Here is a 24,682-nt window from a genome sequence, read left to right as displayed (position 1 = left end):
CCGAAATTACAGATGGAGACTCAATCATGACTCTGGCAGATGAAGAGACAATCACCCTAGCCGCAAAAGATGATAGCAGCGCTCAATACCTTACCTTCATCATGGCAGACGAAGAGTACGGTGTAGACATTCTCTCGGTACAAGAGATCCGTGGCTGGGAACCCACCACTGTGATTCCGAATGCCCCTAGCCATGTAAAAGGCGTGATTAATCTGCGGGGCACCATAGTCCCCATCATAGATCTCAGGCAAAGATTTGGTATCGCCAGCCTGGATTATGGCCCCACCACCGTAGTGATCGTTATCAAGGTGAGTGTCGCCGAAGAGCAGAAAGTTATAGGCATTGTGGTCGATGCCGTATCCGATGTCTTTAGCGTCCAGCCAAAGGATCTCAGAGATGCACCCGACTTTGGCGAAGATACAGATCTTACCTTCATTAAGGGGCTGGCCAACCTGGACGACAAGATGGTCATTCTTTTAGATATCAATACCCTGCTAAGCAGTGAGGTACTGCCAGAGGCGGCCCAACTGTCAAACATCATTAATCATATTGACGCTGAATTAACACAGGCTGTCAGCGCCTAACTCGGCATAAGAGGAATTGAGAATGGATGCAATGAACACTAAGACTGACAAAACAAACAGTCTACCGATAATCGGACTGCTGATAGCAGCCGTAGCAGCCTTATTGGCTTTCACTCAGCAACCGTCGCTGTGGGTGGGGATCACTCAGGTTATTGCCATTGCCATCATCGCCATGGGGATACCGCAACAGGGGCAGATGAAACAAAATCTGCAACAAGCCTTCGAGGAGATCCACCGCGCCATTAGCGGCAAGAATCCTCCGAGTTTTTCCTCCTTCGATTACCCTCACTGGAGCGAAATAAGTCAGGGCCTGACCCAGCTTTGGCAAGCCAACCAAAGTCATCAGGCACAACTTAAGGCGCTGGAAATATGTCAGGCAAATGTGATGCTGGCCGATCCACAAGGGAATATCAACTTCCTCAATCAATCGCTGCGTCATACTTTAGAAGAGGCTGAGTCAGATATAAAACAGGCTATTTCGAGTTTTAGTGTCGACACTTTAATCGGCACCAATATGGACACCTTCCACCAACGTCCCAGCCACCAGCAAAAAATTATTGCCGATCTTAAACGTCCTCACTCAGCCCAAATCGAGGTGGGTAACCGCATTTTTTCTTTAATCGCCTCCCCCGTATTTGATGACGATAATCAACGTATTGCTACCGTAGTCGAATGGCAAGATAAGACAGAGGCCCTGGCCAAAGCCGCAGAAGAAAACAAACGAGCCGAGGAAAATAGTCGCATCAAACAGGCACTGGATGTCTGCCGTGCCAACGTGATGGTAGCCGATGCCGACTACAACATCATCTATCTCAACGACTCTGTCACGCAAATGCTCAAAGATAACGAGCCAACCCTACAACAGACGTTAAGCCAGTTTAATACCGATACCCTGGTTGGCAGCAACATAGATATCTTCCACCAAAACCCGGCCCATCAACGCAAGATGCTCGACAAGCTTACCAACAGTTATGACACCAGCATCCAGGTGGCAGGACTCGACTTTACCCTGATCGCCACCCCAGTGTTTGAAAACGGCGTCCGCACAGGTACCGTTGTTGAGTGGCAGGATGTCACCGAAAAGCTGGCCAAAGAGGCCAAAGAGCGCCAACTGGCCGCCGAAAATGCTCGAATCAAGCAGGCTTTAGACAATGTGTCTTCCAATACTATGGTTGCCGACGCCGACCTAAACATCATCTACATGAATAAGGCGGTTAGCCAGATGTTTAAACAGGCCCAAAAGGATATCGTCAAAGATCTGCCTGAGTTCGATGCCAACAAGCTGCTCGGCATCAACATAGACAATTTCCACAAAAATCCTAGCCACCAACGAAACCTACTAAAGAGCCTGACAACTACCTATACCAGCCAACTCAAGGTGGGTGGCCGTACCTTCCAGGTCGTTGCTAACCCTATTCGTGATCCTAACGGTGAGAGCATAGGCACTGTGGTGGAATGGGCCGACAGAACCGCCGAAGTCGCCATAGAACACGAAATTGACTCCATCATCAGCGCCGCCGGTAAAGGCGATCTCTCTCTAAGAGTCGATACTCAGGACAAAGAAGGCTTCTTCCTCAACCTCTCTAATGGCCTTAATCGTCTGGTCGGTATTGCCGATCAAGTGATCGGGGATGTAGTGAATATGTTCGATGGCTTGGCTAAGGGCGATCTTAACCGCCAGATCCAAGGTGAATACCAAGGGCAATTTGGTAAATTGCAGGCCGATGCCAATGCCACCGCTGCCAAGCTGACGGAAGTGCTCGATGGCATCAACCAATCAGCCAATACCGTCACCTCAGGCGCAGAAGAGATTGCTCAGGGTAATGCTGACCTGAGTCAGCGCACCGAAGAACAGGCCGCCTCGCTGGAAGAAACCGCTTCCAGCATGGAAGAGATGACAGCAACTGTGACCCAAAGTGCACAAAATGCCACAGTTGCCAACCAACTTGCCCAAGAAGCTAATACTAAGGCCGCCCATGGTGGCAAGGTGGTAGAGCAGGCCGTCACCGCGATGGACGCAATCAACGAATCGAGTAAACGCATTGCCGATATCATAGGGGTGATCGACGAGATCGCCTTCCAGACCAACCTACTGGCACTAAACGCTGCCGTCGAAGCCGCCAGAGCCGGTGAGCAGGGACGAGGTTTTGCTGTGGTCGCCGGAGAGGTTCGCAACTTAGCTCAGCGCAGCGCCGGCGCCGCCAAAGAGATCAAGGAGCTGATCCGTGACAGTGTCACCAAGGTAACAGACGGCACCCAGCTGGTTAATCAATCAGGAGAAACCCTTGAGGATATCGTGCAGGCTGTGACTAAGGTGGCCGACATGATAAGCCAGATCAGTATCGCCTCTGATCAGCAATCGGCAGGCATACAAGAGGTCAACAAGGCGATCTCACAGATGGATGAGATGACCCAGCAAAATGCTGCCCTGGTAGAACAGGTATCCGCCGCCGGAGATGCCATGGCCGAACAGGCACGTAACATGAAGGCTCAACTTGGTTTCTTCCAATCTCAGGCACCAGCCCATTCAGGAATGATATCGGCGCCACTCTCGTTAGTGTCGGGCGACAGCCATGGCCCACTGAACATCAGCAACGAAGAGTGGAACGAGTTTTAACTGAGTATCGGCGCCAGGGAATGGCGCCGACACAGTCCACAGTCGAGAGCTACAGCTAGGGGAAAAGATTGGAACAAAGCAACGAAAAGGAATTTCCGATGACGCGGCAAGACTTCGAGTTTATTCGACAGCTTGCCTACCGAGAATCGGGCATAGTGCTGCCTGACAGGAAGCAGCATATGGTCTATTCCCGCCTCAGCAGACGCTTACGCTCGCTCAAATTCAGCAACTTTAATCAGTATTGCCAGCTGTTGCAAAGCGACGCCAACGAGCTGAACAACTTCATCAATGCGCTGACCACCAATCTCACCTCTTTCTTTCGTGAGTCGCATCACTTCGACTATCTGGAGCAGCACCTGGTGCCAACATGGCAAAAAAAGCGCCAGCGTCGACTCAGAGTCTGGTCGTCGGCCTGCTCAACAGGTGAAGAGGCCTACAGCATTGCCATGACCCTCGCCAGACACTTTCCTCCCGCTCACTGGGATCTTAAGATCCTCGCCACAGATCTCGACACTAACGTGCTGGATAAGGCGCGGGCCGGTATCTACAACATAGAGGCGATGGCTAACGTGCCCAAGTCACTGCTTAACCAATGTGTCGAACCTGGACCCAGTCAGGGCGAGGTGCACTTTAACGAATCGATCAAACGGCTCATTCACTTTAAACAACTGAACCTACTGGGAGAGTGGCCTATGCAGGGCCCCTTCGATCTTATCTTCTGCCGCAACGTACTCATCTATTTCGATGTCCAAACTAAGATCAAGATCATTCACAAATTCAGGAAGCTACTTGCCGACGATGGTTATCTGTTTATCGGTCATTCCGAGACACTGCATAATATCTCCAGTGACTTCAAATTGATCGGTCAAACCATCTATCAACCTCTGCATGCGGCCCTGGTAGGACAACGAATAGGCGTAGGCACATGACACGGATAAATAAACAACAGGAGAGCGTATCATGATAAAGGTGTTGGTCATTGACGATTCTCCCTTGGTCAGACAGATGTTAACCCATATGCTCACCCAAGCACCCGACATTCAGGTTGTCGGTTCGGCAGAGGATCCCTACGAGGCGAGAAATCAGATCAAACAGCTGAATCCAGATGTGCTGACACTCGACATTGAGATGCCCAAGATGGACGGCATCGCCTTTTTACGTAATCTGATGAAGCTCAGGCCTATGCCCGTGGTCATGGTCTCTACCCTGACCCACAAGGGCGCAGAGATCACCTTAGAAGCACTGGCATTAGGGGCCGTTGACTTTATCTCAAAACCTAAGTCGGATCTCACCAACACACTATTGGATTATACCGATGAGCTGATCGAAAAAGTTCGCACGGCCGCCGTTAGCCATGTTAATCCACTCACCAACACAGTTAGCAAGATAGTCCAGCCAGGCCGCGAATCGCTCACCAAAAACAAGCTGATTGCCATTGGCGCCTCGACCGGCGGTACCGAGGCTATCCAGAGGGTGATCACGCCATTACCTGCTAATACCCCGCCTATCCTGATCACCCAGCACATTCCGGCGGCCTTTAGTCTCTCCTTTGCTAAACGTCTGGATAGTCATTCGGCAATGAGGGTCATTGAATCACAAGGTGATGAGGCGATAGAAGCCGGCACAGCATATCTGGCCCCAGGCGATGCCCACCTTACGGTCGAGAAGCGTGGTTCCAAACTCTACACTAAGCTGTTGGACTCAGATCCCGTCAACCGGCATAAACCGGCGGTGGACGTGCTATTTCATAGCATAGCCCAATGCTATGGCGCCAATACCATAGGGATCTTACTCACGGGGATGGGAAAAGATGGTGCTCAAGGACTCAATCAGCTCAAGGCGGCTGGCAGTCATACCATTATTCAAGATGAGGCCAGTTCTGTGGTCTGGGGCATGCCCGGCGCGGCGGCCGAGCTCAATGCTCACAAGGAGATCCTCCATCTAGACAAGATCCCCGCCAGACTCATGCAGTTGTTGCACTCACCTAAAGCAGCCGAAGTCTCTTAGACTGACCTACTCCTCTACCCAGGTGCCATCGTTTTGGGGCCTCACCCAGGCCTGAGAAAACCAGTAATAGCGACCCGTTGCCTTACTCGGCGCGGTACAGTTATAGCGAGAGCGCCCGGGTGGCAGATCCATCAAAGCTTGAATGCTAAATTGATCCTCGCTGATCCAGGTAGGTTTCATTGCACCTTGTCCCTGTACAAAACACATTACCTGACTCGCGATAATATCTGTCATATCCAAGGTGACACGCATCTCTGGGCGCCACTGCCCGGTTGCCAGTTGAGTATTCTGTGGCGAGAGCGCCTGTACCGGCATATTCAAGCTATAGAGTTTGACCTTAAGCGTAGCAAGATCGGCATAGGCTCCTGCAACAGGAAAACGCGGCAGCGAGGTTAGCGAAGAGTAGCTTCCCGCAGCGCCAGACTGCTGGCCAAATCCCACAAAGCCTAAGCTATCGACGAGAGTTTCCAGTGCACTGTTATATTCCCCATAGGGGTAGGCCAACATCTTCACGCTCTGACCTGTTTGTGCCAATATCTCCGCTTCGGTCGCCAGTAAGTTGCTTTTTACCCTTGCCAGCCAGTCGGACTCACTCTCCCCATCCAAGCGGCGAATCAGATGTTCATGACCCCAGCTATGATTAGCCAAGGTGACACCTTCGTCGCTCAGGCGTTTCAGGGTTGCCCAACTCATCACATTTTTATATTTGCTCTCTATAGGATCGATTGAGATGAAAATCGTGTAGGGATAACCAAACTCTTTTAAAATGGGATGCGCCGTATCGGCAATATTCTGGTAGCCATCGTCAAAGGTGATCACCACTGTCTTGTCAGCCAGCTCTCGCCCTTGCTTTATTGCCTCCACCACCTCAGTTAGGGGTTTCACCTTAAAGCCATTCTCGCTAAGGTAGCTCATCTGCTCCTGAAACTGAGCAGGCGTCACGCTGGTGAGCTTGGGGGTATCCTCTGAGACATGATGATATTGTAAAATCACCACGGCCTGGGCCGAATAGCTAAGACAGACCAATAGCGCCGCCATTAAGCTTCTAAACATATTGAATAACCTCTGAGAGTCTATGTCACCACTAAAGTTATTGTTAAATAAACAGAAAAATGCTCGGCTGTTCGCGCTTGCCGTGCCAATGATTCTGTCTAACATTACGGTTCCCCTGTTAGGCTTGGTGGATACCGCTGTCGTGGGACATCTAAGTAACGCCTATTATTTAGGGGGAGTCGCCGTTGGGTCAACGGTGATCACCCTGATTTTATGGATATTGGGCTTTCTGCGCATGTCCACTACGGGTCTGGTAGCCCAGACCTATGGTGCCAATGACACTCAAGGCCAGTATCGCCTATTGATTCAATCCGCCAGTCTCGCCCTGTTATTCTCACTGCTGATACTCGCCCTACAGCAACCTATTATAAAGGCGGCTATGGCGCTATCCGATGCCAGTGAGCAGGTACAATATTACAGTCAGGCCTATTTCAACATCCGTATATGGTCGACGCCCTTTGCCTTGCTAAATCTGGCCCTGCTGGGTTGGCTATTGGGCCGTCAGCAACCTAGAGCCGCCATGTGGCAATTGATCGCCGCCAACCTCTGCAATATCGTATTGGATATCCTGTTTGTGATCGGCTTTGACTGGGGCGTCGAAGGCGCTGCATTGGCTTCGGTGCTGGCAGATATCACAGGCTTTGCCGTAGCAGCCACCATGGTCGCCCGAGTCATTGGCCAGCAAGGCAACTTTGCCTTCTTACCTTTGTGCAAAAGCCTGTCACTACAATGCTACCAGCGCCTTGTGCACCTTAATCTAAATATCTTTATTCGCAGTCTCTGTCTGCAACTGGCCTTCGCCTTTATGACATTTCAGGGCGCGAACCTTGGAGACACCACTGTCGCCGCCAATGCCGTACTGCTAAACCTGCTACTGCTGATCTCCTACGCCCTAGATGGCATCGCCTACTATGGCGAGGCAGAGGTCGGCAGGGCTGTCGGTGAGCGTAATGCCAAGCACATGAGTCAGAGCGTGACGCTGGCCTGTCTATGGTCAGGGATATTTGCGCTGCTATTTGTGCTGTTCTTTGCCCTTTGGGGTAAGCAAATCATTCAGTTACTCACCAACATACCGCAAGTTCGTCAGGAGGCCGAGGCCTACCTGGGTTGGGTGATCGCTATACCCCTACTTGCCTTCGGCTCTTACCTGTTCGATGGCGTCTATATTGGCGCCGCCCAAGGTAAGGCAATGCGCAACACCATGATTATAGCAACCTTTGGCGTCTTCTTTCCCACTTGGGGCCTATTACAAGACTACGGCAATCATGCGCTATGGGCAGCCATGAGCCTGTTTATGCTGACACGCAGCCTGAGCCTGGCATTGGATTACCGCTACCGTCTCAGCAAGATGTTGACCCCAACGAAAACGGGATGACCTAAGTCATCCCGCTGCATCTAATCTCCAAGATTACTGGTAAGAATGTTCACCATGCTGATGCTCGGTGACATCACGCACGCCAGTTAACTCACCTGGGAACAGATCCAGTAGCTGCTTCTCGATACCATCTTTAAGGGTAACATCCACCATAGAACAACCGTTACAACCGCCGCCGAATTGCAAAATAGCGACACCGGCTTCATCGATATCCACTAGCATGATGTTACCACCATGGCTGGCCAGCTGAGGATTGATCTCCGACTGGATAATATACTCGATACGCTCTTTCAGCGGTGCATCGGCGTCAACCTTACGCATCTTGGCATTCGGTGCCTTCAGGGTCAGCTGAGAGCCAAGCTGATCGGTAACGAAATCGATCGAAGCGTCTTCGAGGAATGGGGCACTCTTCTCATCAACCATGGCGTGGAAGCCATTAAATTCGAGTTCAATATCGTCTGCCTCAACGGCATCTGGCGGACAGTAAGACACGCCACATTCAGCCGATGGTGTACCAGGGCTGATAACAAAAACGCGAATATGAGTTCCTTCAGGCTGGTCAGCGAGTAGCTTAACAAAATGCGCCTGAGCTGCATCGGAAATGGTGATCATTAAGACATGCTCCGTCAGGATAAACCCGAGTGTTTTAGTAAGAATTAAGGCTATAATACTCCGACTGTCTTCAGCTTTGTAGCCCCTTTGACGAATAGTCACGAGTTTTTTGCCTATTAAGCTAGATCTAAAGTAGGGCTAGAAGCTGGAAACTCGCTAGCCTAACTGTTAATTTAGCCTTTATATACAATAATAAAGAGCATTACCATGCTGCGACTCTGCCTTTTGCTGCTTTCTATCGTCCCACTACTATCTAGCTTCGCATCAATTCGCCAAAGCGTGATCTCAGTCTCGTCCCCTACTCAAGCGGCGGCCAGCATAGAATCACCCAGCCAGTTTTTAGGTTATCCCCTGGGTCACTGGCATCTGCGCCATGATCAGGTCAACTATTATCTCAAGCAACTGGCACAGCAAAGTCCTAGAGTCAGCCTGGAATCCACAGGCCAAAGCCATGAAGCCAGACAACAGATCACCGCGGTGATCACTTCGGCGGCCAATCAAGCCAAGCTGGATCAGATCATCGCTGGACGCCAAAAGGTCAAGTCGGGGCAGGCGCCTGACGGGCCACTGATCATTTGGCTGGCTTATTCGATCCATGGTGACGAAGCCAGCGGTGCTCATGCCGCACTGGAGGTCAGCTATCAACTCAGCCAGAGCCAAGATCCCTGGATTAAGGAGCTACTCGACAAGGCGGTAGTACTAATCACCCCATCACAAAATCCCGACGGTTTAGATCGCTTCTCCACCTGGGTCAACAACTACCGCAGCAAGATAGAGGTCAGCGACGAGAATCATAATGAGCACAGGCAAAACTGGCCTGCGGGTAGACGCAACCACTATTTTGCCGATCTCAATCGCGACTGGTTATTTGTGCGCCACCCCGAGTCGCAGGGGCGCATCGCACTGTTTCATAAGTGGCAACCTCACTATCTGGGCGACTTCCACGAGATGGGCCACAATCAAACCTTCTTTTTCCAGCCCGGAGTGCCTAGCCGCACACACCCGCTCACCCCCCAAGAGAATCAGGCCATCACCGAAAAGCTTGCCAGCTTCCACGCCAAGGCGTTAGATGAGAGCAAGCAACGTTATTTTACCAAGCAACAATTCGATGATTTTTATTACGGTAAGGGTTCGACTTATCCGGACATTAACGGCGCCGTCGGCATCTTATTTGAGCAAGCCAGCGTACGTGGTCAGCAACAAGACTCCGAAAATGGACTGCTGCGATTTAGTCAGGCCATCGAAAACCAGATCGCCACCTCCTTCTCCAGCCTGAAAGGCTCGCTGGCATTAGAAACTGAGTTGAAGCAATACCAGAAGCGTTTCTACCAGCGCAAAGATAAACATCAGCCTTCGGGCCGCGAAGCGGGTTTTCTGGTGAGTGCCAGCGGCGATCCGGCCAGACGCGATGATCTAGCTAACCTGCTGAAACAGCATGAAATACATTTCTTCTATTTGAAGGAGAAGATGAAACAGGGACGCCATCAATATACCCAGGCTGACAGTCTGTTCATCCCCATTAATCAGCCACAAAAATCGTTACTCTTAGCCATGTTCGACCTTCGTACCGAATTTGAAGACGCTACTTTTTACGATGTATCCAGCTGGAACCTCGCCTTCTCCTACAACCTGCAGATGGCGCGTAACGTGAACCTGAATGTGGATGACCTCCTCACCAGCCCACCACAACTTAAGGCCAATCGACTCAGCACATCTAACGTTGCGGTATTGATAGACTGGCGCCAGCAAAATGCGGCTCCACTGCTACAGCAGTTACTCGCTGATGGTATCAAGGTAACATTTGCTGCCAAGCCTTTTAGCCTAAACACCGATGGTCAAACACTTGATCTACAAGCCGGAGCCTTGCAGGTTCCAGTTGCTCAAGCCACCCATACACCCAAGGCGCTAATTGAAAAACTGACCAAACTAGCCACTCAATACGGCGTCCAACTAGAAGGAGTCGACACAGGTTTAGCGACGACAGGCATTGACCTTGGCAGCCCAGATTTTCACGATATCGCCCCAATTAAAGCCATGGTGGTAACTGGCTACGGCACCTCATCGGCTGAAGTCGGCGAACTCTGGTATTTCATGGATAATCTGATCGGTGCCCCTCTCACTCAGGTCGACATCAGCCGCCTGCCCAGTATAGATCTAGACGCCTACACGCATATCTTCTTGGTCGACGGAAGTTACGCTAATTTAGAAGAGAAATATGCGCGAAAACTGGGGCAGTTTGCCAATGAAGGCGGCGTGATAGTGGCTCAAAAAGGGGCGCTGCAATGGCTTTCAAATGGTAATTTACTCAAGAGTGATATCCGAGAGAAGCGCTACTTCAGTCAACTCTTTGCCACAAACGGTTTAACCTTTGGCGACAAGGCTAAACTGGATGCCCGTCAGGCGATAGGCGGCGCCGTTTTAGCACTGGATCTCGATACCAGTCACCCTATCACTTTTGGCTTGGGTGGCAATCGTCTTCCCGTGATGAAAAACAAAGTATTTGGCCTTAGCAAGACACAAGCTCCCTTTGTCACGGCGGCAACCTATGCCGACGAACCTCTGCTAGATGGCTTCTTGGCGATGGAGTACCAACGTAGCCTCAGCCAGACCCCGGCGATCATAGTTGAGCGTCATGGCAAGGGCGCCCTAGTCGCCTTAGCTGACAATCTGTTGTTTCGGAATATCTGGCTAGGTTCACAGAAGGTCTATGCCAATAGCCTCTATTTCATTCCAGCCTTACATTGAATAATCGCTAATTAACCCTTTGCGACGCTAAGGGTTAATTTTACTTTTCAAGCGTGCTGACTATGACCCGATTTGCCCCTATCCTATAACTCACCCCAGGCGCGGCGGTCTGTCAGCCCGACCTTCAAGTAGCCTTTGCCCCCAACCCAGCGGCGAGGTGATTGAGCATTGGCAGCTCTAATACTAGGAGGACAAAGGTGGCACGTTCCTCCACAAAAAAAGCACCCTAAGGTGCTTTTTATCTTTGCGATTTAGCCAATAAAGCTCAGGTAGCCCTGCAGAATCACGGCGTTCACTATGTCGATAAAGAAGGCCCCGACAATAGGCACCACCATAAAGGCTTGCGGTGATGGACCTGTGCGGGTGACCAAGGCCCCCATGTTCATCACGGCCGTGGGCGTAGCCCCCATCCCGAAACCACAATGACCACCGGCCATGACTGCAGCATCATAGTTGCTACCCATTAGCCTAAAGGTGATCCAATAGGCAAATAATGCCAGCACTGCCGTCTGCACCAGCAAGATCATTAGCAGCGGCACAGCCAAGTCAAAGATCTCCCATAGCTTAAGGTTCATCAGTGCCATGGCAAGAAAGAGTGCTAAGGAGACTGTGCCTAGCACGTCAACACATTCACGATTGATCTTAAAGCCGCGTGAGACCTCGGTAATGTTAGTAATCACCACCCCGAAAAATAGTGCATAGACAAAATCGGGCATCTTTAACCAACCTATCCCTAAATAGGCAACTAAAGAACCGAACCACTTGGCACCAGCCACACACAGCAGCAAGATGAAGAGCACCTCTAAGATACTCTTGGCTGTAACCCTATCCTCTTCTAACTGATCGTAGGTCACGAGGTCGGGATGATCTTTGTGATGGTTACCACCAACGCCATAGTCGGAGACCAAGCCATTTTTATTGATCAATCGCTGCGCCACCGGGCCGCCTATGATGCCGCCCATGACCAAACCAAAGGTCGCAGCGGCCATCGCCAGCTCCAAAGTATTGATACCATACTCATCAGAAAACGTTTGCGCCCAAGCTGCACCAGTACCATGGCCACCCGACAGGGTTATGGAGCCGGCAATCAGTCCCATCAAAGGTTCCAGCCCCAGGGCTGTCGCCATGCTGACACCAACGCCGTTCTGAATGATGATGTAAAGTGAAGCAATCGCCAGGAAGACAAAAACCTTACTGCCTCCCTTCATCAACAGCTTATAACTCGCCGCTAACCCAACGCTGCTAAAGAACATCAACATGAGTGTATTTTGCATCGACAGCGAGAACTCTACCGAAATCTTGTAAAAGTGCAGCAAGGTGATCACAGCGGCGACCAACAAGCCACCCACTATGGGTTCGGGAATATTATATTTTCGAAATGACGCCACATGACGATTAACCGAGTGGCCAATAAAGAGCACTAAAATCGCCACTAGAAATGACTCCAGCTCTCCTACGGTATAAACAGTATTCATGGTTCTCCTTATTCGGTGAGAAGCGATGTCATCATCCAACTCACCAGTTCATCAGGCCGGGTTAATCACAAAGGCCCAACCATTACCCAGCTCAGGAGAGCGATCGCCAACACATCTCCAATTGTAGCCTGTCATCAGACAGTAACCAGAAATGAGCCGCCAATGGGCTCCCAGCATGGGAAAATGATAATAACTAGCGGAAGGTCTCTAGTCTAAGAGACAGATTCTGAGGGTGGTTCGTCTGCCATAGCGAGTCGTTCTCGCTCGGCTTTAGCAATATACTTAGGCTTACCTGAGCGATGAAGTTTAGCATTTGCTTTCTTCGCCTTGGCCTTAAGTGTTTGATTGATCTTTTTCTTTCTATTCATGGCGGCGATTATAGCCTAAAACACCGCCGCAGTGGGTTATCAGAAAGTTAACAGTACAAATTTAGTGCTTATTGCTATCGCTAATAGCTGGTAAATGTCCGCAATCGGACACAAAAAAGCGCAGCCAGGCTGCGCTCTATTTGTGGCCTGCAAACAAGACCTAAGACTTAGTAACCACCCAGAGGGCGTGTAACAAGCCTGGGATAAAAAACAGCAAGCAGAGAATGATGTTGATCAGTAGATCCTTACCGACACCACTCTTTAAAAATACAGCCACTGGCGGCAGCAAAATGGCGATAATCACAAGCAGCAGTTTATTGGTATCCATAACCTAAGTTCCTTCATTTAACTCAATTTCGTTTTGGCCAGTCTAACTTCTCAGGCTTACTCCATGTTTGCAACTGGTTTTTTACCCCATCGAGCGCAAACACTTCGCCCTGGCTTGGCATCTCAACATAATGATAATCAGCCCCCTGCCAATGAAACCCCAGCGCTAAGGCATGCAGATAACCTCGGTCGGCCACTTCGCCGCCATAGAGCAGATCCCCAAGCATGGGTACCCCAAGACTCGCCAGCGCCACTCTGAGCTGATGCGTCTTACCACTCAGCGGCTTGAGCAGATAGAGACGCAAACCATCGGCCACAGATTGAGAGAAAAATTGAGTGATCGCCGGATTCTCTTTACTGCGTAGCAGTTTATACATACTACGGCGCGACTTGGCCATATCACCCACTATGCTCCCCTGCTTCTTCTTCGGCTTGCCTTTCGCCAGCGCCACATAGTACTTCTGCACCTTGTGCTCGCTAAATAGCTGGGTAAAACCTGCCGCGGCTTCGCTAGACTTGGCAAACAGCAGCAAGCCCGAGGTCATGGTATCGAGTCGATGCACTGAATAGAGCTTAATTCCCAGATCGTTCTCAAGCTGCGCCATCACACCGGCATGGCCATCCTGACTATGAAAGTGAACACCTGGCGCCTTGTCGATCACCAGGAAATCGGCCTCATCGGCAATAATCTTATACATGGCAATTGCCCTATGAAAAACTGATGGTCACCAGGAGGCCTGGCTGATTATCGGCCAGCTCAATGCGGGCGTTATGACGCTGCAAGATCGCCTTCACCAGCGAGAGCCCAAGGCCTGTACCCTTGTTGTGGCGGCTTGGATCCAGACGCACCAGACGATCGAACACCCTCTCAGTGGCCTCCGCGGGGATACCCGGACCATTGTCGCGGATCAAAATACGATTCCCCCGCTGAACGATCTCAACCTTAGCGCCTTCACCCGAATATTTAATGGCATTATCCACCAGATTAAACAAGGCTTGGAACAGCAGATACTTATCCCCCATCACGCTGTAATCCTCATCCAGCGACAGACTTAAGGTCTGGCCATTGGACTCGGCCATCGCCTCGGCCATCTCGAATAGATCCTGGCATAAAGCATTCAGGCTCAGAGGCTGCAATTCTAGATCTTGCTGCCCCTCCTCGATGCGAGTGAGCGACAGCATAGCGTCGAAGGTCGCCAGGCAGTGATCCAGCTCCTCGATCAAAATCGCGCTGGCCTCATCTAGCTCCTCTGCTGGCTTTTGCGGTAACTGCTCAAGCCCTATTCTAAGATGCGATAAGGGGGTTCTGAGATCGTGGGCAATATTGTCTGTCGCGCCGCGCACCGCATGCAAGTTGGCCTCCAGTGTATCCAGCACCTGGTTAAAGTTACCCGCCAACATGTCAAACTCATCCTGGCGCCAGCTTACTGGCAGGCGGGTGGAATACTCGCCGCGCTCAATGCGCCTACTTAAACGGTTGTACTGTACCAGACGGCGTAAGATCGCCTTGGAAAACAGATAACCCAAGGCGAGCGTCAGCACGATAGTCAGCATCAGGGCAGTAATTGCCGCATTGACGAAGCGCTCGATCAGGGTCGCCAGTTGGTCGGTTCGGGTCGCGATGAGCACGGGGCCATAACGGGTGATCACCAGGCCGCCGGTTAAGATGTGCAGTTTATCCGGCCCACTGGTGAGAATGGGAAAATCCCGAGTCTCTGGCAGCAAGGGCATATCATCTGGCATCAGACTCAGGGCCCCGACCAGATCTAGCGAGCTGCGCCACACCACCAGCGCCGTCTTAGGATCGGCGGCGCGGATCTGAGTGGCAAAGCTACGCCTGTCCAAAGTGAGCGCCATCTGTTGATAACGCAACTTTTCCGCCGCAAGGTGTTGGTTGGTCTGTAACTCCTGCTCGTTGATCAACTGACGATACATGCCAAACAACAAGGTGCCGATAATCAGGGTCACCAAAGCAGAGAAAATAATAGTAATGCGCCAGGCACTACTCTGATAGGGTCTAATGCCCTTGACGGAGGCGATAGCCAGCCCCTCGAACCGTTTCAATTAACTCGCCAAAGCCCAGCTCTTCAAACTTACGTCTCAGCTTAGCGATATGCACGTCGATCACATTGGTACGCGGGTCGAAGTGATAATCCCACACGGCCTCGAACAACAAGGTGCGGCTGATCACCTGATTAGGGTGTTCCATCAAATATTTAAGTAGCTGAAACTCTTTGGGTTGCAGCATGATCTCACTGCCCGCTAAAGTCACCTTACGGGTGAGTAGTTCCATCACTAACTCGCCGACCTTAAGCTCTGTCTGAGCCGGCGCCGAGTTACCCCGCTGCATCAATTTTTCGGCGCGCACCAAGAGCTCAGAGAAGGCAAAAGGTTTGGTCATATAGTCGTCACCGCCAGCCCTGAGCCCTTTCACGCGCTCATCCACATGGCTCAGTGCCGAGAGGATCAACACTGGGGTCTGATTGCAGGTCGCTCGCAATGCGGCCAGCAGTTTTAGGCCATCGAGTTGTGGCAACATGCGATCTAAGATCACCAAATCATATTGCATACTGGTAGCCAACAAGAGTCCTTGATGACCATCGCTGGCGGTTTCGATATTGTGTCCCTGCTCGGCAAATCCCTTGACCACATAATCTGTGGTGGTCGCATCGTCTTCTACCAGTAATATTTTCATCTGTTAATCCCACTTCAACAGGGGCAAAGGCCGCTGATTTTCGATATCGAAGGCAATCCTATGTTTGCCATTGGCGTCGATAAGCTTGAGTTCTAAATAGCTGATACCCAGATCATGATCCAGCTGGGCTTCCAAAATATGCGCACCGCTTCCACCCATGGCCAACTTGAGCAGTTGAGAGAAGCTCTGATCCATCTCTTTGAGCAGCTTAACCGCCTTGAGTTCATCTTTATCGTCGGCCTCTAAACCTTCTACCTTCTGACGAATGAGTCGGCCATCTTTTGCCCAAAACTCAAACTCGGTAATGGCATCTTCTTTAGTATTGATCATACTGAGCTCATAGATCAGCTGGCCATTTTCCACATCTATCTGAAATTCAGAGATCACTCCAGGGTAGGTTTTTTCCGCCTGCTCGATCATCTTTTGCGGAGTCAGGCTTTGGCTATCCGAAAGCAACTCAAGCACTGCCGGATTTGCCAGGGCGACATTCGTCCCAACCACTCCAGACAACAGCATTAAACTGATTAACCAACGAGCCATGGCTCCTCCATTAAATTCTTCAATATCGGTATCTTACACGCAAAGAATCCCAGTACCAATGGGATAGACAAGGGGGCCTTCGGCTTTCATGATTAAATTTAGTTTAAACTCAATCTCGCTTGATGCCTTTATCGCCACCTTCACCCAATCATTCAGCTTGGCCCACTAGCTCCATACTGTCGATCTCGATCTCCAGTCCACGCCACTCATCATCCACCTCTCCTCTGAGAGTCACGGTGTTGTCGCTAGTGATCTCAATATCACGCCAAAGGGCATTATCTATCGCGACTTCGACTTCGCCGCTGGCATCGCGAAACAGATACTTTTCACCCCCTAAGCTCTTGATTAATTTACCTGTTAGCTCGACCTGTGTGTCATCTTTGGCCGTCTTGGCATCGGCAGCCTGCTGGATAACACCCGTTGCTTTAAGGCTATTAGAGGCGGCAAAGGCCGGTAAGGTGAGTACCGCAGATAAAATAAGGGTGCCTGTCAGTTTCTTCTGCATCATGTTTCTCCTCGATTCTAGACGCTTAGCATAAGCCAGGGCGATTATCGGGGAGATGGAAGCCATATTAAGCTTTGATCATATTGTATTCAGCTGTGCATCAGCTTAATCATTTTCCAGGATATGAATGAGATCTGACTTGAGCGCCACCTCTGTCTCGACCCCAGGTGACAAGCCCATCTTTTGGGCGAAATGTAACGGCACCTCTGCATTGAGATGGTGTTTAACCCCTTTGATACTGGCAACCAGACGCATGGTTTCTCCCATGCTGAGACAGGACTCTATGGTGATGGCCAGTTTGTTAAAGCTGCGGCACAGGCGCCCCTTGGTGATGGAGTTAAAGCGCACCCCCTGATTGGGGATCACCCAGCGCACCTTAGCGCCGATAGCCAACTGCTCAGAGTAGTTGCTGGCAAGCAGATGTTCACCAAATTTAAGCCAGGTAATGTCGCGCTCCGCCTCTTGAGCTACCACATGGGCATCGAACAGGTTTCTCAAGCCCATTTGCTTGGCAACCGCCTCGTTGCGCGGGCGACTTAACACATCGCGGGGATGACCTTGCTGCAGTAAGGTTCCCTGACTAATCAGTATCATACGGTCGGCTAACAGTAGCGCCTCATTCAAATCGTGAGTCACCATGATCACGGGGATCGCCAGCTGCTCCTTAAGCCTCGCCAGCTCCAGGTAGAGTCGCTCGCGAGTTTCTCTATCGACCGCCGAAAAGGGTTCATCCAATAACAAAACTCTGGGCTCTCTTGCGAGTGCCCGGGCCAGCGCAACCCTTTGCCGCTGACCGCCTGAAAGGTTTGCCGGCAGACGATCCGGCAGACCATGTAGGTTCACCCGCTCCAGCCAATCTTTAGCCCTGGCTACCCGCTCAGCCTTGGGAATATGATCCAGCGCCGCAACCACATTCGCCAGCGCCGTCATGTTGGGAAACAGACCAAAATGTTGTGGCACATAGCCCAAGTGACGCTGCTGGGGCGTCAAGTAGCGCCCTGCGTCACTGCTAAACCAGATGTCGTCGCCATAGCGTATCTCGCCCGACTCAGGCTTGGTCAATCCGGCAATCATTCGCATCAGGGTCGATTTACCGCCCCCCGAGGGGCCGACAACTGCCAACACCTCTCCGGCGCGGCAGACAAACTCGGCGTCTAGGGCTATGCCCTCTTGTTGAAAGATCTTACAGCTCAGATCAGCGACGTCTTGAGACACTCACCCCTCCTAATCGACGGGACAGACTGGTGGTCAGCGCCAACGCGGTAATGGCAAACAGCAGGAGCAGCAGCGACATCTGTCCGGCAGAGGCAAAATCGAACGCCTGCACACTGTCGTAGATTGAGATGGCAATCGTCTTGGTCTCGCCGGCAATATTACCGCCCATCATCAAGACCACACCAAACTCGCCGAGCACATGGGAGAAACAGAGCACCAACGCGGTGAGTACTCCGGGCCACACTAAGGGCAGCTCTATCTTAAACAAGACTTTGGCCGGACTCATGCCGCAACAGGCGCCCGCATCACGCACCTCTTCGGGCACAGACTCGAAGGCGCGCTGAATTGGCTGGATGGCAAAGGGAATATTGACCAATACCGAGGCGACGACCAGCCCCGAGAAATGAAACACTAATTGCTGGCCCAACAGGGCCTCTAGGGTCTGCCCCAGCCAGGACTGACTACCAAGCCCCACCAGCAAATAGTAGCCGATCACTGTCGGCGGCAATACCAGAGGCACCATGATCAATGCCTCCACCCAAGACTTGCCCCTAAACTGGCGATACGCGAGAAAACGTCCAGCCCAGATAGCAAAAGGGATCAGCACCAAGACGGTAACACAGCTTAATTTGATCGAAAGCAGCAGCGCCTGCCAATCCATTACTGGTCTCCACCTTCACTGACAAGGGGCAGGCCAAAGCCAAATTCGGTGAATATCGCCCTCGCCTTTGGCTGACTCAGATAAGCATAAAAAGCCTTGGCCGTTTCTCCCGCCTTAGGAGTAAGCACCATGCGCTGATTCATCGGCGAGTGCCATTCGCTCGGCAGCGCCACATAATGACTGGCGGCGTGAAATTGGGGCGCCATCGCCAGCGACAAGGCGACAATACCGCCATCGGTAGAGCCACTAAGGGCAAATTGCGCCGCCTGCGACACATTCTCGCCATAGATAAGATGCGCTTGCAGCGGCTGCCACAGCCCTAAGCGTTGCAACACCTCCTTGGCGCGTTCACCATAGGGGGCATGTTCAGGGTTGGCGATGGCAAATCGCTTTAGTTTTCCTTGCTCCAGCAGTTGCTTAAGCCCGGCAAGTTCAGCATCAATCACTAAGGGGGAGCGCTTGGGCGCCGCTAATGCTAACCGACCGATAGCGTATACCTCACCATCGCTGTCTGTGACGCCCAGTTTGTGAAGCTGGTAGATATACTTGTCATCTGCCGACAGAAACAGCTCAAACGGTGCACCGTGGCGCAGCTGAGCCACAAAGTTACCCGATGAACCATAGGAGATACGTACCCTTTTGCCCGTCTCTTGGGTAAAGTCCGCGGCAATCTTATCCAGCGCAAACTTAATGTTGGCGGCCGCCGCAATAGCCGGCACCTCGGTCGCCCAAGCCATAGGCGCACCCAACAGGATAAGGCAACCTAAGATTAAACCTCTGAGCATATCCATTTCAGCCCTTCCCCATGGTCGCAGCTTAAGCCACGGCTTACTGCTTGTCCCACATCTTGGCCGCCTGTTCATCGGCGTCCTTAGCTTCGACCCAGTTCTTACCCTGATCGCCCGCTTCTAACTTCCAGAACGGCGCCTTGGTCTTGAGAAAATCGATCAAAAATTCACAGGCGGCAAACGCTGCCTTGCGGTGGGCACTGGTCACGCCGATAAAGACGATCTGCTCACCCAACGCCATGGTACCGACTCGGTGAATAATGGTTACATGGGTCAGCGGCCAGCGCTCTCTAGCCTCGACGGCAATTTGATTCAGCACAGCTTCAGTCATACCTGGATAATGTTCCAGCGTCAGATCGGTCACCGCACTGCCATCGTTGAAGTCGCGCACCTTACCCACAAAGGTCACCACGGCGCCGTCACTGTCATCTGCGGCGATACGGGCATATTCATCGGGAACGCTAAAATCCTGAGTCTGCACCAGCACTCTGTCAATCGCTTGGCTCATAATTAACCTCCGGTGACGGGGGGGAAGAAAGCGACTTCGTCGCCATCTTCAACCTGAGTATCCCAGCTACTGATGGTTTGATTGACCGCCACCAACAGCTTATCGGAGGCTAATACCTTGCCCCACTTGTCATCTTTGGCCGCCAATACGGCTCGTAAGCCTTCGGCGGTGGTGGTCTGCTCACTTGCCTCGACACTTATTGTGCTTTCACCTAACAGCTCGCGCACTTGAGCAAAAAATAGCACATTAATCATTACGTTACCTCTAACCTGTTCAAGGCCTAAACCTTGACTTAAACCTTAAAATGTCCCGACTTACCGCCACGCTTTTCCAGCAGACGAGTCTGAGAGATCACCATATCTTTCTGCACCGCTTTGCACATGTCATAGATGGTCAATGCCGCCACCGAGGCTGCAGTTAGCGCCTCCATCTCGACACCTGTCTTACCCGACAGCTTGCACAGGCTGGTGATACGCACTCGGTTATGCTCGGGCTGCGCTTCGAGATCCACCTCGACCTTGGTCAGCATCAGGGGGTGACACAAAGGAATCAAGTCTGAGGTCTTCTTCGCTGCCTGGATCCCCGCGATACGGGCCGTGGCAAAGACATCCCCCTTATGGTGGCTGCCGCTCATGATCATCTCAAGCGTCTCAGGCGCCATCTCGATAAAGGCCTCGGCACGGGCTTCGCGCTCAGTAACCGCCTTCTCGGTGACATCCACCATATGGGCATTGCCATCGGCATTAATATGGGTAAATTCACTACTCATCAATTGCTACCTTCTTCACGTGCATCACAAAGTTACAGGGTCTGTGAGTGGCATCGAGTTGTTCTTTTAAAATTTTGTTCCAGCCAGTCTTGCAGGCGCCAGTCGAACCCGGCAGACAGAAGATGGCAGTCTTGTTAGCAAAGCCACCCAAGGCTCGGGACTGTACCGTTGAGGTGCCTAGCTCGGTATAAGTGATATGACGAAACAGCTCGCCAAATCCTTCGATTTCGCGGTCAAACAGCGGCTTGACGGCCTCTGGCGTGTTATCACGCTCGGTAAAGCCTGTGCCGCCGGTGGTGATGATCACCTGTACATCACCTGATGCGATCCACTGAGACAATACCGAACGTATCTGATACTTGTCATCTTTAATCAATCGACGTTCAGCCAGCTTGTGTCCAGCCTCCAGTAAGGCCTCTTGTAAAAATTGTCCCGAGGTATCTTGGCTTAAGTCTCGACTGTCGGATAGGGTTAATACTGCTATGTTGAGCGGTTCAAATTGAGTTCTCGTACAATGACCCATAACGTCTCTCTTCACTCTTGATCTGTTTTGCTAAAAACTGATGTGCCTACAGGAATACTGGGCAGAGTATACCCAGATAGCGAACGGAATATCTTGCGCTAGCGCAAGCCCGACTAGCCTCCGATAGACGCCAGGTGCTGTGTTACACCCGTAATACCATCGTGGAGGAAGTGGGTCTCTTTCTTAGCCCTGAGCTGACCATGTAAACGCTCGATCAACTCGTCTCGCTGAGTATGTGACTGAAGTAGATCCCGCAGGTCAACGCCGTGCTCGGTAAAGAGGCAAAGATGCAACTTACCTTTGGCCGAGACACGCAGGCGGTTACAGCTGGCGCAGAAGTTCTTCTCATAGGGCATGATCAAGCCTATGCGACCCTTGAAGTCGTCATGGCTAAAGTTTTGTGCAGGTCCATCGTCGACAGCCGACCGATCGAGCTGCCAGCCATCCTGAATCAGCTGCGACTTAATGTCGGCACCCGCCAGGTGATGAGCCTTGAAATACTCACGCCCCAGACCGGTTTCCATCAGTTCGATGAAACGCAGATCGATTGGAGTGTGCTTGATCCAGTGCAGAAAGCGAGGCAGGTCTTTATCGTTTAAGCCCTTGAGCAGCACGGCATTGATCTTCACCCGCTCAAAGCCCGCCTCGAGGGCCGCATCGACGCCGCGCATCACCTCATCGAATTTATTTTCGCCGGTGATCTGATAAAACATGCGTGGGTCTAAGCTATCGACCGAGACATTGATACGGCGTAAACCGGCATCGAACCACTCTTTGGCGTGCTTCTCGAGACGATAGCCGTTAGTAGTGGTTGCCAATGTCTTGATCTTGTCGTTGTCGGCCACGATACGCACGATATCGGTAAAATCTTTACGCAGAGTGGGCTCGCCGCCCGTGATGCGGATCTTCTGGGTACCGACCTCGGCAAAGGCGCCCACCAGATTTTCGATCTCATTGAGATCTAAAAACTTAGGCTTACCATCGGGACGATAACCATCGGGGAGGCAGTAAGTGCATTTGAAGTTACAGACATCGGTAACCGACATCCGTAAATAGTGAAATCTTCGACCAAAATTGTCTTGTAGTTGAGACATGATCACCTTTCCAAGTAAGGGGAGGTGAGTCAATTTCTTTCCTCACCCCGGTGGCATTATTGCCACGGCTGACTCTCCCTATCTGCGGACGTAGGAGAGAAAGCTCGGAGAACCGTCGTTTATCAATTATAGGCTGATATAGACCGATTTTTATAGCACTAACTTTCCATTTCTTGTCTGAAATCAATCAAGCGTTAACATAATGTGACACCGCTCACGAAGATTAATACTATCAATTAGTCTATCCTGACTGCTTAAACTCTGTGCCATTTCACCATTTTAAGGTAAGGTGGATACAAAGAATAAAACACCCGTTTCAATCGGGGGAAAGCTAAAAAGAGGTGAAGTGATGGAACGCGAATCGATGGAGTTCGACGTCGTAATCGTTGGTGCAGGCCCAGCCGGTCTGGCTACCGCATGTCGACTAATGCAAATCTCTCAAGACTCAGGCCAAGAGCTAAGTGTCTGTGTGGTCGAGAAGGGCTCAGAAGTGGGCGCACACATACTCTCGGGAGCCGTGTTCGAACCTAAGGTGCTCGAAGAACTGTTCGGCGATTGGAAAGAACTGGACGCGCCGCTGCATACGGCCGTCACCCATGATGAGCTCCATATGCTCAGCTCAGACTCGGCATCACGCGCCATGCCCAATGCCTTTATCCCTAAGACGATGCACAACGATGGCAACTATATCATCAGTGTCGGTAACCTGGCTCGCTGGTTAGCAGAACGCGCCGAAGCGCTTGGCGTCGAGATCTTTCCTGGCTTCCCCGCCAGCGAGCTGTTGTTCAATGAAGATGGCAGCGTCAAAGGTATTATCATAGGCGACATGGGCATAGGCGCCGATGGCGAGCCAAAGGACAGCTATGAACCCGGCATGGAGCTGCATGCCAAGTACACAGTATTTAGCGAAGGCTGCCGTGGCCACCTGGGCAAGCAGCTGATTGAAAAATTCCACCTGGACAACGGCAAGACGCCGCAGCACTACGGCCTGGGGTTCAAGGAGATCTGGAAGGTCCCCAGCGAGCAACATGAACAAGGCAAAGTGGTTCACACTGGCGGCTGGCCACTGACCGACGGCGCTTCAGGTGGCGGCTTCCTCTATCATATGGAAGACAACCAAGTAGCCGTAGGTCTTATCATAGATCTCAACTATCAGAATCCGCACCTGAGCCCGTTCGATGAGTTCCAGCGTTACAAAACACATCCAGTGATCAGCCAGTACCTCAAGGGTGGTGAGCGCATCAGCTATGGCGCCCGCGCCATCACTAAAGGCGGACTCAACTCTCTGCCTAAGATGAGCTTCCCTGGCGGCCTCATCATCGGCTGTGATGCCGGTACCCTGAACTTCGCCAAGATCAAGGGCACCCATACAGCAATGAAGAGTGGCATGATCGCGGCCGAAACCATCTGTCATGCCTTGCATGCCGGTGTGGAAGGTGGCAAAGATCTCGACTGCTACCAAGAAAAGTTTGAGCAGAGCTGGCTACAGCAAGAACTCTATAGTTCACGCAACTTTGGCCCAGCGATGCACAAGTTTGGAGCCTACCTGGGGGGCGCCTTCAACTATATCGATCAAAACTGGTTTGGCGGCAAGTTCCCTATCACCCTGCGGGACGAAAAAGCCGACTACGCCCAGATGGCCGACGTCAGTGCCTACAGTAAGATTGACTACCCTAAGCCAGACGGTAAGCTCAGCTTCGACAAGCTCTCTTCTGTTTACCTGTCGAACACCTACCATGAGGAAGATCAGCTGTGTCATCTGCGTCTCAAAGATGAGCGGATCCCTATCGAGGTGAATCTGGTCAAGTTTGACGAACCTGCCCAGCGTTACTGCCCAGCGGGGGTATATGAGATAGTGGAAGAAGCTGGCGAGAAGAAGTTTGTCATCAACGGACAAAACTGCATTCACTGCAAGACCTGTGACATCAAAGACCCAAGCCAGAACATCACCTGGGTGACTCCTGAGGGCGGCGGCGGACCTAACTACCCGAATATGTAAGCCGGCTAGCACGATAAACGTACAGAATGTAAACGCGCCTTAGGGCGCGTTTTTACTTGCGATTAACATTCTTCGCAACCATAATGGCGCCATACCTACAAGCGTTTTCAAAACGTACCATTTGAATCCAAATGGAACCCTACCTAAAAAGTTCAATGGTTTAGCGTGTTTAGTAAACAGCGACTAACCTTAAATCAAGTATTCACAACTCCGATAACACTC

The 24,682-nt window shown here is 51.5% G+C and carries 25 protein-coding genes and 1 riboswitch; of the genes, 7 read left to right on the top strand and 18 right to left on the bottom strand.

Features of this window, described 5'->3' with window-relative positions; all coding sequences use genetic code 11:
• Positions 1–26 precede the first annotated feature (26 nt).
• The 4 genes from L2712_RS15470 (at position 27) to L2712_RS15455 (ending at position 5,208) form a co-directional block, all read left to right on the top strand.
• Positions 27–584, top strand: coding sequence for a chemotaxis protein CheW (locus L2712_RS15470; protein ID WP_033538857.1), 558 nt, complete (start codon positions 27–29; stop codon positions 582–584).
• Positions 585–606: 22 nt separating this feature from the next.
• Positions 607–3,201: a methyl-accepting chemotaxis protein gene (locus L2712_RS15465; RefSeq protein WP_248978297.1), complete on the top strand. Its 2,595-nt coding sequence runs from the start codon at positions 607–609 to the stop codon at positions 3,199–3,201.
• 98 nt (positions 3,202–3,299) lie between these two features.
• Entirely contained in the window at positions 3,300–4,130 is an 831-nt protein-coding gene (locus tag L2712_RS15460; protein ID WP_248978296.1) for a CheR family methyltransferase, read from the top strand.
• Positions 4,131–4,161: 31 nt separating this feature from the next.
• Positions 4,162–5,208 carry a protein-glutamate methylesterase/protein-glutamine glutaminase gene (locus L2712_RS15455; RefSeq protein ID WP_248978295.1) on the top strand — a complete coding sequence of 349 codons (1,047 nt, stop codon included), beginning with the start codon at positions 4,162–4,164 and terminating at the stop codon, positions 5,206–5,208.
• A 6-nt stretch (positions 5,209–5,214) separates the two neighbouring features.
• On the opposite strand, the gene L2712_RS15450 is transcribed toward L2712_RS15455, so the two are convergent.
• Positions 5,215–6,261: a polysaccharide deacetylase family protein gene (locus tag L2712_RS15450; RefSeq protein WP_248978294.1), complete on the bottom strand. Its 1,047-nt coding sequence runs from the start codon at positions 6,259–6,261 to the stop codon at positions 5,215–5,217.
• Between the two features lie 22 nt (positions 6,262–6,283).
• On the opposite strand from L2712_RS15450, the gene L2712_RS15445 reads away from it, so the two are divergent.
• A complete protein-coding gene (locus L2712_RS15445) occupies positions 6,284–7,636 on the top strand; it encodes an MATE family efflux transporter (protein ID WP_248978293.1) in 1,353 nt (450 codons plus the stop codon).
• A gap of 33 nt (positions 7,637–7,669) precedes the next feature.
• On the opposite strand, the gene nfuA is transcribed toward L2712_RS15445, so the two are convergent.
• Positions 7,670–8,248, bottom strand: coding sequence for a Fe-S biogenesis protein NfuA (gene nfuA / locus L2712_RS15440; RefSeq protein ID WP_033538863.1), 579 nt, complete (start codon positions 8,246–8,248; stop codon positions 7,670–7,672).
• 207 nt (positions 8,249–8,455) lie between these two features.
• Here nfuA and L2712_RS15435 point away from each other — a divergent pair, with 207 nt between their 5' ends.
• Positions 8,456–10,993 carry a M14 family zinc carboxypeptidase gene (locus L2712_RS15435; RefSeq protein ID WP_248978292.1) on the top strand — a complete coding sequence of 846 codons (2,538 nt, stop codon included), beginning with the start codon at positions 8,456–8,458 and terminating at the stop codon, positions 10,991–10,993.
• 251 nt (positions 10,994–11,244) lie between these two features.
• Here L2712_RS15435 and gltS read toward each other — a convergent pair whose 3' ends face one another.
• From gltS to moaA, 16 genes are all read right to left on the bottom strand, one after another.
• Positions 11,245–12,468, bottom strand: coding sequence for a sodium/glutamate symporter (gltS, locus tag L2712_RS15430; RefSeq protein ID WP_033538865.1), 1,224 nt, complete (start codon positions 12,466–12,468; stop codon positions 11,245–11,247).
• Between the two features lie 212 nt (positions 12,469–12,680).
• Positions 12,681–12,836, bottom strand: coding sequence for a DUF2986 domain-containing protein (locus L2712_RS15425; RefSeq protein ID WP_088903514.1), 156 nt, complete (start codon positions 12,834–12,836; stop codon positions 12,681–12,683).
• Positions 12,837–12,996: 160 nt separating this feature from the next.
• The gene (locus tag L2712_RS15420; protein ID WP_011863909.1) at positions 12,997–13,164 is read right to left on the bottom strand and encodes a YqaE/Pmp3 family membrane protein; all 168 of its coding nucleotides are present in this window, start codon (positions 13,162–13,164) and stop codon (positions 12,997–12,999) included.
• Between the two features lie 22 nt (positions 13,165–13,186).
• Positions 13,187–13,861, bottom strand: coding sequence for a TIGR01621 family pseudouridine synthase (locus L2712_RS15415; RefSeq protein ID WP_248978291.1), 675 nt, complete (start codon positions 13,859–13,861; stop codon positions 13,187–13,189).
• A 10-nt stretch (positions 13,862–13,871) separates the two neighbouring features.
• The gene (locus tag L2712_RS15410; RefSeq protein ID WP_248978324.1) at positions 13,872–15,131 is read right to left on the bottom strand and encodes a sensor histidine kinase; all 1,260 of its coding nucleotides are present in this window, start codon (positions 15,129–15,131) and stop codon (positions 13,872–13,874) included.
• A 49-nt stretch (positions 15,132–15,180) separates the two neighbouring features.
• Positions 15,181–15,858, bottom strand: coding sequence for a response regulator transcription factor (locus L2712_RS15405; RefSeq protein WP_248978290.1), 678 nt, complete (start codon positions 15,856–15,858; stop codon positions 15,181–15,183).
• A gap of 3 nt (positions 15,859–15,861) precedes the next feature.
• A complete protein-coding gene (locus L2712_RS15400) occupies positions 15,862–16,398 on the bottom strand; it encodes a PepSY domain-containing protein (RefSeq protein WP_248978289.1) in 537 nt (178 codons plus the stop codon).
• Positions 16,399–16,546: 148 nt separating this feature from the next.
• The gene (locus L2712_RS15395) at positions 16,547–16,906 is read right to left on the bottom strand and encodes a YgiW/YdeI family stress tolerance OB fold protein (protein ID WP_248978288.1); all 360 of its coding nucleotides are present in this window, start codon (positions 16,904–16,906) and stop codon (positions 16,547–16,549) included.
• A 102-nt stretch (positions 16,907–17,008) separates the two neighbouring features.
• Positions 17,009–18,118 carry an ABC transporter ATP-binding protein gene (locus L2712_RS15390; RefSeq protein ID WP_248978287.1) on the bottom strand — a complete coding sequence of 370 codons (1,110 nt, stop codon included), beginning with the start codon at positions 18,116–18,118 and terminating at the stop codon, positions 17,009–17,011.
• Positions 18,099–18,779: a molybdate ABC transporter permease subunit gene (gene modB, locus L2712_RS15385; RefSeq protein ID WP_033538871.1), complete on the bottom strand. Its 681-nt coding sequence runs from the start codon at positions 18,777–18,779 to the stop codon at positions 18,099–18,101. Before modB ends, L2712_RS15390 begins: the two co-directional genes overlap by 20 nt.
• Positions 18,779–19,516, bottom strand: a complete 738-nt coding sequence (gene modA, locus L2712_RS15380; RefSeq protein ID WP_248978323.1) for a molybdate ABC transporter substrate-binding protein — start codon at positions 19,514–19,516, stop codon at positions 18,779–18,781. Before modA ends, modB begins: the two co-directional genes overlap by 1 nt.
• A 91-nt stretch (positions 19,517–19,607) precedes the next feature.
• Positions 19,608–20,075 carry a molybdopterin synthase catalytic subunit MoaE gene (gene moaE / locus L2712_RS15375; RefSeq protein WP_033538873.1) on the bottom strand — a complete coding sequence of 156 codons (468 nt, stop codon included), beginning with the start codon at positions 20,073–20,075 and terminating at the stop codon, positions 19,608–19,610.
• A 2-nt stretch (positions 20,076–20,077) separates the two neighbouring features.
• Positions 20,078–20,329 (bottom strand): molybdopterin synthase sulfur carrier subunit, encoded by a 252-nt coding sequence (moaD, locus tag L2712_RS15370; protein ID WP_248978286.1) that lies wholly within the window; start codon positions 20,327–20,329, stop codon positions 20,078–20,080.
• Positions 20,330–20,367: 38 nt separating this feature from the next.
• A complete protein-coding gene (moaC, locus tag L2712_RS15365; protein ID WP_033538875.1) occupies positions 20,368–20,844 on the bottom strand; it encodes a cyclic pyranopterin monophosphate synthase MoaC in 477 nt (158 codons plus the stop codon).
• Positions 20,837–21,367: a molybdenum cofactor biosynthesis protein B gene (moaB, locus tag L2712_RS15360; RefSeq protein ID WP_033538876.1), complete on the bottom strand. Its 531-nt coding sequence runs from the start codon at positions 21,365–21,367 to the stop codon at positions 20,837–20,839. Before moaB ends, moaC begins: the two co-directional genes overlap by 8 nt.
• A gap of 113 nt (positions 21,368–21,480) precedes the next feature.
• Entirely contained in the window at positions 21,481–22,461 is a 981-nt protein-coding gene (gene moaA / locus L2712_RS15355) for a GTP 3',8-cyclase MoaA (protein ID WP_248978285.1), read from the bottom strand.
• Positions 22,449–22,583, bottom strand: a riboswitch (molybdenum cofactor riboswitch). It overlaps the preceding gene by 13 nt.
• 227 nt (positions 22,584–22,810) lie before the next feature.
• On the opposite strand from moaA, the gene L2712_RS15350 reads away from it, so the two are divergent.
• Positions 22,811–24,460, top strand: a complete 1,650-nt coding sequence (locus L2712_RS15350; protein WP_248978284.1) for an electron transfer flavoprotein-ubiquinone oxidoreductase — start codon at positions 22,811–22,813, stop codon at positions 24,458–24,460.
• Positions 24,461–24,682: the final 222 nt, after the last annotated feature.

This window comes from Shewanella marisflavi, assembly GCF_023283925.1.
GTDB lineage: Bacteria > Pseudomonadota > Gammaproteobacteria > Enterobacterales > Shewanellaceae > Shewanella > Shewanella marisflavi.
This window is presented reverse-complemented; position numbering and strand designations above follow the sequence as displayed.